Annotated in this window: 4 protein-coding genes and 1 pseudogene; 2 read left to right on the forward strand and 3 right to left on the reverse strand. The window is 75.8% G+C overall.

The window, feature by feature from the left end; genetic code table 11:
• The first annotated feature begins 89 nt into the window (after positions 1–89).
• Positions 90–3308: an AfsR/SARP family transcriptional regulator gene (locus IE312_RS15590; protein WP_189982287.1), complete on the forward strand. Its 3219-nt coding sequence runs from the start codon at positions 90–92 to the stop codon at positions 3306–3308.
• A gap of 35 nt (positions 3309–3343) precedes the next feature.
• Here IE312_RS15590 and IE312_RS15595 read toward each other — a convergent pair whose 3' ends face one another.
• Positions 3344–5032: a bifunctional 3'-5' exonuclease/DNA polymerase gene (locus IE312_RS15595; protein WP_189982161.1), complete on the reverse strand. Its 1689-nt coding sequence runs from the start codon at positions 5030–5032 to the stop codon at positions 3344–3346.
• Positions 5033–5150: 118 nt separating this feature from the next.
• Complete coding sequence (locus IE312_RS15600) at positions 5151–5900, reverse strand: Clp protease N-terminal domain-containing protein (RefSeq protein ID WP_189982163.1); 750 nt, start codon at positions 5898–5900, stop codon at positions 5151–5153.
• A gap of 143 nt (positions 5901–6043) precedes the next feature.
• Between IE312_RS15600 and IE312_RS15605 the strand changes: the two genes are divergently transcribed.
• Positions 6044–7153 (forward strand): DUF2786 domain-containing protein, encoded by a 1110-nt coding sequence (locus IE312_RS15605; RefSeq protein ID WP_189982165.1) that lies wholly within the window; start codon positions 6044–6046, stop codon positions 7151–7153.
• Between the two features lie 3 nt (positions 7154–7156).
• Here the strand turns inward: IE312_RS15605 and IE312_RS44680 are convergent.
• Positions 7157–7217 (reverse strand): annotated as a pseudogene (locus IE312_RS44680) (DUF4232 domain-containing protein); the annotation flags it as partial.

The following is a 7217-nucleotide window of genomic DNA, read 5'->3' on the forward strand; positions in this document are numbered from 1 at the left end:
CCGGCGCCCTTTTCCCCGGCACTCCGGCAACCAACGCCCCCGGCACACCCGTTGTCGGCAACCAGGGCGAGGAGACCGGCGCCGATGGCATCCGCACACCCGCCGTTCCGGCCCCCGCTGACGGGCAGTCCGACGACGGCGTCCGGGCCATCGGCAGTCCAAAGGTCCGCGCCCTGCTCGCCACCCTGCTGCTGGAGCCCGGCCGGGTCGTGTCGGTCGAGGCGCTGAAGGACGCGCTGTGGGGTGGCGCGCCGCCCGTCTCCGCGCAGGCCTCGCTGCACAACCACGTCACCCGGCTGCGCCGGCTCCTGGACGACCCGGAGCGGCTCAGGGCCGTACCGCCGGGCTATGTGCTGCGGGTCGACCAGGGCGAGCTGGACGTGCACGTCTTCGACGCCCGGGTCGCCGAGGCGCGGTCCGCGCACGCCCGGGGCGACTGGCCGGTCGTCGTACGGGCCTGCTCCTGCGCGCTCGCGCTCTGGCGCGGAACCCCGCTCAGCGGGCTCCCCGCCGACATCGGCGGCTACGCGCTGGTGCAGCGCCTGGAAGAGGCGCGGCTGCTCCTGCTGGAGTGGCGCTACGACGCCGAACTCGCCCTCGGCGGAGCCCGCGTGGCCGCGCTCGTCCCGGAGCTGGCGGCGCTGGTCGCCGAGTATCCGCTGCGGGAGGCCTTCCACCGCCAGCTGATGCTCGCCCTGCACCGCACCGGCCGTCAGGCCGAGGCGCTCGCCGTCCACCGTGACCTGCGCGCCCGCCTGGTGGACGAACTCGGCGTCGAACCCGGCCCGGCGGTCCGCGAGGCGCACGTCGAGGTGTTGCGGGGGAGCGGCGAGGGACGGCGCGACGAGGAGTACGGCGATGCCCGTCCGGCCGGCCGGGACGGGCAGCCGCGGCGCGACGGTGACCTGGCAACTGGCGCCGCCACCTCCGGGGACGCCGCCTCCCGGCGGCACGCCGCCGCCTCCGCGCCGCCCGCGTCCCCCGCTTCCCCGGCAGCCCCCGAGCCCGCGCGGAGCGGTGACGGGCCGGCCGCGCGGCTGACCCCGCGCCCGGCCCAGTTGCCGGCCCCGCCGGCGCATTTCACCGGCCGTGCCGACGTGCGCCGCGAGCTGCTCCGCGCGCTGACCGAGCCGCCCGCCCCGGCGCCCGCCGTCGCGGTGATCAGCGGTATGGCCGGCGTGGGCAAGAGCGCGCTGGCCCTGTACGTCGCCCATGAGCTGAGGGAACGTTTCACTGACGGGCAGCTCTACGTCAACCTGCACGGCGCCACGCCCGGCATGACCCCGCTCACCGCCACGCAGGCGCTCGCCGCGCTGCTGCGCGACCTCGGTGCCGAGCCCCGCAGCATTCCCGAACACCCCGATGCCGCCGCGGCCTTGCTGCGCTCCCTGCTCGCGCCCGCCCGCATCCTGCTGGTCCTGGACGACGCGGCGACCGCCGCCCAGGTACGGCCCCTGCTGCCGGCCGGGCCGGGCTGTGCGGTGATCGTCACCAGCCGCTCTCCGCTCACCGCGCTCGACGGTGCCCGGCGCTTCCCGCTCTCCCCGCTGACCGGTGAGGACAGCGCGGCACTGCTGCGCGCGGTGAGCGGACGCGCCGGACTGGACGCCGGGCACGCGCTGGTCGAGCTGACCGGGCGGCTGCCGCTGGCGCTGCGGGTGGTCGCCGCCCGGCTCGCCGCCCGCAGCGCCCTCACCCCGGACGTCCTGGCTGGTCAACTCGCCGAGACCGGCGGCCGGTTGCGGCACCTGGAGTACGACGACCTCAGCGTCCGCCGCTCCCTGGCCGTTGCCCACGACGCGCTCGCCGCCGCCGAGCGGGAGGCCGACCGGGACGCGGCCCTCGCCCTGCGCCACATCGGCGCGCTCGACCTGCCGACCTACGGCGCCCCGTTGATCGCCCGCCTCACCGGCACCGACGAGCGCCGTGCCGAGGCCGCGCTGGACCGCCTGGTCGACGTCGCCCTCATGGAGGAGACGGCGTACGGCCGCTACGCCCCCCACGACCTGGTCCGCGACTTCGCCCGCGAACTGGCCGACGCCGACCCGCGGCCGGCTCCGGCCGAGGGCCGCGCGGAACGCCCGGGCGGCATTGCCGTCCCCCGGGACACGGCCGACCCCGGCGGCACCGCGGACTTTCCAGCTCCTGCCCCTGTCTTTGCACCCAGGCCCGACATGACCGCCCTGCGCTGGTACGCCGCCATGGCCGAGCGGGTGCTGACGGCGGTCGGCGAGCAGGGACTCGACGAGGACGACCGGCGGCGGCCGACCTCCGCGCAGCCGGCCGGGCACGCGGCGGACGTGGCCTCCCTCGCGCCCTTCGAGTCGGCCGAGGAGGCCTTCGCCTGGGGCGAGGTGGAGCTGGAGAACGTCGTGGCGCTGGTGGCGCGGAACGCGGACACCGACGATCCGCGCACCGCCGCCCACCTCTCCGCGCTGGTGCGGCTGCTCTTCCCCTACGTGCAGCGCAGCGGCCGGGTCGCCGAGATGGAGGTGCTGGGCCGGGCCGCGCTCGGCACCGCGCGGCGACTCGGGGACGCGGCGGCGGAGGCGTACGCCCTCGGTGACCTGGCGGGCCTGCACTTCCTGACCGGCCGGCACAACCACGCACTGGTCCTCACCGACCAGGCCCTGGCGATCTGGGAGCGGCTGGGCACGGCCTCCCGGATCCGGCGCTGCCTGAACAACCGCGGGCTGCTGCTGGAGGGGCTCGGACGGTTCGAGGAGTCCGGCGAGGCGCTGCGGCAGAGCCTCGCCTACTCGCGGATGCTGAACGACCCCTACGGTGAGGCCGTCACCCGCAGCCACCTCGGCAACCTCTACGAGCACACCGACCCGCGCGCCGCCATCGAACAGCACCGGCGCTCGCTGGCGATCGGGGACACGATCGGTGCGGTCATCGTGCAGCACTCGGCGCACTGCAACATCGGCTACGCCCATCTCACCCTCGGCGAACCGGCCGCCGCCGCCGTGCACTTCGAGGAGAGCCTGCGCATCCTCGGCGGCCACGGCGACTGGCACGGCGAGTCCCAGACCCGGCTCGGCCTGGTACGCGCGCTGCGGCAGCTGGGGGAGACCGGCCGGGCGGCCGGCGAGTGCGCCGAGCTGCTGCACCGGGCCGATGCCCGCGCCGACCGCTACACGGGCGGGCTGGCCCTCCACCAGCACGGACTGCTGCTGCACGAGCAGGGGCGGCGGGCGGAGGCGTACGACGCCTGGCGCGCGGCCCGCGCGGCGCTGGACGGCACGGACGAGCAGGCGGTCCTGACGGAACTGCGCCACCTGCTGAACGACGACCCGCCCGCCTGACGGCCCGGCGCCCGAGAACGCGACCGCCCGCCCCGCTACTTCGCGTCGGCGTAGCACTCGACCGCCGCCGTCGTGAACGGGAAGCGCACCGGTGTGTCGCCGAAGGTGAGGCGGCCGGCGAGGGCGGCGCAGTCGCGGATGGCCTGGGTGACGGCTTCGGCCTCTTCGGCGGGGCAGTGCACGATCACCTCGTCGTGCTGGAAGAAGACCAGCTCGGCCGCCATGTCCCGCAGGGCCCGGCGCAGCGCGGCGAGCAGCAGCAGGGCCCAGTCGGCGGCGCTGCCCTGCACGACGAAGTTGCGGGCGAAGCGGCCTCGCGCGCGCGAGTCGGTGGAGGCGTATCCCGGGGTCCAGCCGGCCCGGCCGTCCGGTTCCTCCTCGCCGGACGGGATGCCCGCCTCCTCGGTCGCGTCCTCCCGCGCCCCGGCGGCCGGCGGGCAGGTGCGGCCCAGCCAGGTGCGCACCAGCCGGCCCTCTTCGCCGGCGCGGGCCGCCTCGTCGACGTAGGCGACGGCCTTGGGGAAGCGGCGGCGCAGTGCGGCGAGGTTCTTCAGACCGTCGCCGGAGGTCTGCCCGTAGACCGCGCCGAGCACCGCGAGCTTGGCCTGGTTGCGGTCGCCGGCGAAGGCGCGGTCGGAGACGGACTGGTACAGGTCGCTGTCGCGGCCGGCCACCTCCATCAGGCCGGGGTCGCGGGAGATCGCGGCGAGCACGCGCGGCTCCATCTGGTCGGCGTCGGCCACCACCAGCCGCCAGCCGGGGTCGGCGATCACGGCCCGGCGGATCACCTTGGGGATCTGCAGGGCGCCCCCGCCGTTGGTCACCCAGCGCCCGGTGACCGTGCCGCCGGCGAGGAACTCGGGGCGGAACCGGCCGTCGCGCACCCAGTCCTGCAGCCAGGACCAGCCGTGGGCCACCCAGATGCGGTACAGCTTCTTGTACTCCAGCAGCGGGGCGACGGCCGGGTGGTCCACCGACTGGATCTCCCAGCGGCGGGTCGATTTCACCTTGATCCCGGCCTGCGCGAAGGCCTTGACCACGTCGGCGGGGAGGTCGGGCCGCACCCGGCGACCGAAGGCCGCGGACACCTGGTCGGCCAGTTCGGCGAGGCGGCGCGGTTCGCCCCCGCCCGCGTACCGCTCGCCGAGCAGGCCGTGCAGCAGGTCGCGGTGGACCTCGGCGCTCCAGGGCAGGCCCGCGTGGTTCATCTCGGCGGCCACCAGCATCCCGGCCGACTCGGCGGCGGTCAGCAGCCGCATCCGGTCGGGGTGGGCGGTCTTGTCGTGCCGCCGCAGCTGCTCGGCGTAGACGTCGAGCAGGTCGGGCAGTTGCAGCCGGATGCCGGCGGGCTCGAACAGGGGGGACTGGGCGCCCGGGGCTGCCGCGCGCTGCGGTGGGTCGGGCGGTACGGGGCCGCCGCGGAGGCGGGCCAGGGCGGCGGCGGCCGAGCGTGGCTCGCCGTACCGCCCCTCGTGGCCCAGCAGGAGTGTTTCGGCGTCCTCGATGTCGTAGCACCGCTCCACTCGCACCCCCGTGGCGAGCAGTCGCGGGTAGACCTCGGGGGTCGACCGCCACACCCAGCGCGTCACCTCCGGGCGGCTCCGCACCGCTTCGGCGAGATCGTTCTCCCGCCGCACCGGTCCGGTGGGCAGCCCGTCCGGGCCGAGGGGGACGACGTCCACGCCCGAGTCCTCGGCCGGTGCCAGCGCCCACCGGTCGGTCATGACTGCGAGTGTGGCAGGGGGGTCTGACAATGGCCGTGACCTGCGGATGCATCCTTGCCCGCCGGTCGCCGGTGCCCGCCTGCTGCCGGTCGCCGGTTCCCCCCGCCGGTCGCCGGTGCTAGCCCTGTTCGCCGGCCGTTCCCCCGGCCTGCTGCTCCAGCAGCAGCGCCAGCATCCGGCCGACGTACTCCTCGACGGCCGGTTTGGTGAGGCCGAGGCCGCTCAGGACGCCCCGGCCGTTCTCGTGCTCCAGCAGGGCGAGCAGCAGGTGTTCGGTGCCGATGTAGGCGTGGCCGAGCCGGAGGGCCTCGCGGAAGGTGAGTTCCAGGACCTTCTTGGCCTCGGGGCCGTAGGGGACGAGGTCGGGGACGTCGTCCGCGGCGGGCGGCAGCGCGGCCGTCGCGGCCTGGCGCACGGAGTCCAGTGGGAGACCCTGCGCGGTGATCGCCTTCGCGGCGAGGCCGTCCGGTTCGGCCAGCAGGCCGAGGACCAGGTGCTCGGGCCGGCCCTCGGCGTTGCGCGCGGCCAGTGCCTCGTTGTGCGCGGCCATGACCACGTTCCGCGCGCGCGGGGTGTAGCGGCTGAAGCCCTGAGCGGGGTCGGGGTCGGTGGATTCCTTGGGCACGAAGCGCTTCTGCACCGCCTGCCGGGTCACGCCCATGCTCCGCCCGATGTCGGTCCAGGACGCGCCGGAGCGGCGGGCCTGGTCCACGAAGTGCCCGATCAGGTGGTCGGCCACGTCGCCGAGGTGATCGGCGGCGATCACCGCGTCCTGCAGTTGTTCGAGGGGTTCGTCGTGCGCCCTCCTGATCGCCTGGATGAGATCGTCGAGGCGTACGGATGCCGTGATGTTCGGGTTGGTCGCCATGGTGTCAACCGTAGGTTGCACCCCCTCCACTGTCAACCGATGGTTGACATTCGGGCGGTCGTCACCACCCCGGCCCCGCACACTGTCCACAGCCTGTGGACGGCCGCCTCCCCCTGTCGGCCGTCCGTGGCACGATCGACGGCGTGACCAGTACCGCCAGCACCGTCGAGCAGGCCTTCCGGGCGGCCCTCTACGACGACACCGACACCGGCCTCGACACGGGCGCCTCCCTGCTCGCCGCCGACCCGGCCGCCGACGCAGAACTCGCCCGGCGGGGCGAGGACTTCGTGGCGACAGCCTGGCAGCGCGGCTGGCAGCCCGCCGACGTCGTACGGCTGGTGCGGCGGGAGCTGGACGAGGGGCACGTCCGCCTGGCCGCCGCCCTGATCCGGGCGCAGGCCGGGCGGGACCGTCCGCGCGGGCCCCGCTGGGCCGGCCAGCTGTCCGCGCTGCCCGCCGGCCCCGCCCGCACCCCCGACCGCTTCGCGCACGCCACGGCCGTCCTGGAGCTGTACCGCCTGCTGCTGCGGCTGCCCGCCCTGGAACCGCTGGAGGAGGAGCCCCGCCGCACTCCCGGGGAGGCGGCCTCCCGCATGCTCGGCCGCATCCGCGCGCTGCTCGCCAAGGCCGAGGCGACCGGCTACCCGGAGGAGGCCGAGGCGCTCACCGCCAAGGCGCAGGAACTGATGGCCCGGCACAGCGTCGACGAGGCGCTGCTCGCCGCCGGGGCACCCGCGCCGGACGCGCCGGGCGCCTGCCGCATCGGCGTGGAGCCGCCGTACGAGCAGGCGAAGGCGGTGCTGCTGGACGCGGTGGCCACGGCGAACCACTGCCGCGCGGTGTGGAACGAACCGCTCGGCTTCTCCACGGTCGTCGGCTTCGAGGCCGACCTCGAAGCGGTCGACATGCTCTACACCTCGCTGCTGGTGCAGGCCACGCACGCGATGACCAAGGCGGAGGCGGCCCAGCGGGCCGGCGGACGCAGGCGGACCAAGACCTTCCGGCAGTCGTTCCTCGCGGCCTACGCGCACCGCGTGGGGGACCGGCTCGCGGCCGCCGCCGAGACCCAGGTGACCCGGGACCTGCTGCCGGTGCTGGCCACGCGCGCGACAGCCGTCACCGGCCGGCTGGAGCGGATGTTCCCGGAGACCACCACGACCCGGCTGCGCGGCGTGAGCGACGCGGCGGGCTGGACCGAGGGCGCCCGCGCGGCGGACCGGGCACAGGTCCGAGCCCGCCCGCGGCTGGAGTGAGGGTCAGTCGCCGACCTGCTGGAAGGCGCTCACGGAGGCGTCCGGCCCGCTGCCGTCGGCCTTG

Source organism: Streptomyces capoamus (genome assembly GCF_014654935.1).
GTDB classification, from domain to species: Bacteria; Actinomycetota; Actinomycetes; order Streptomycetales; family Streptomycetaceae; genus Streptomyces; species Streptomyces capoamus.

Excerpts from the sequence above, each read along its gene's own strand:
- IE312_RS15595 (WP_189982161.1), bottom strand. The coding sequence starts at position 5,032 with ATGACCGACCGGTGGGCGCTGGCACCGGCCGAGGACTCGGGCGTGGAC.
- IE312_RS15600 (WP_189982163.1), bottom strand. The coding sequence starts at position 5,900 with ATGGCGACCAACCCGAACATCACGGCATCCGTACGCCTCGACGATCTC.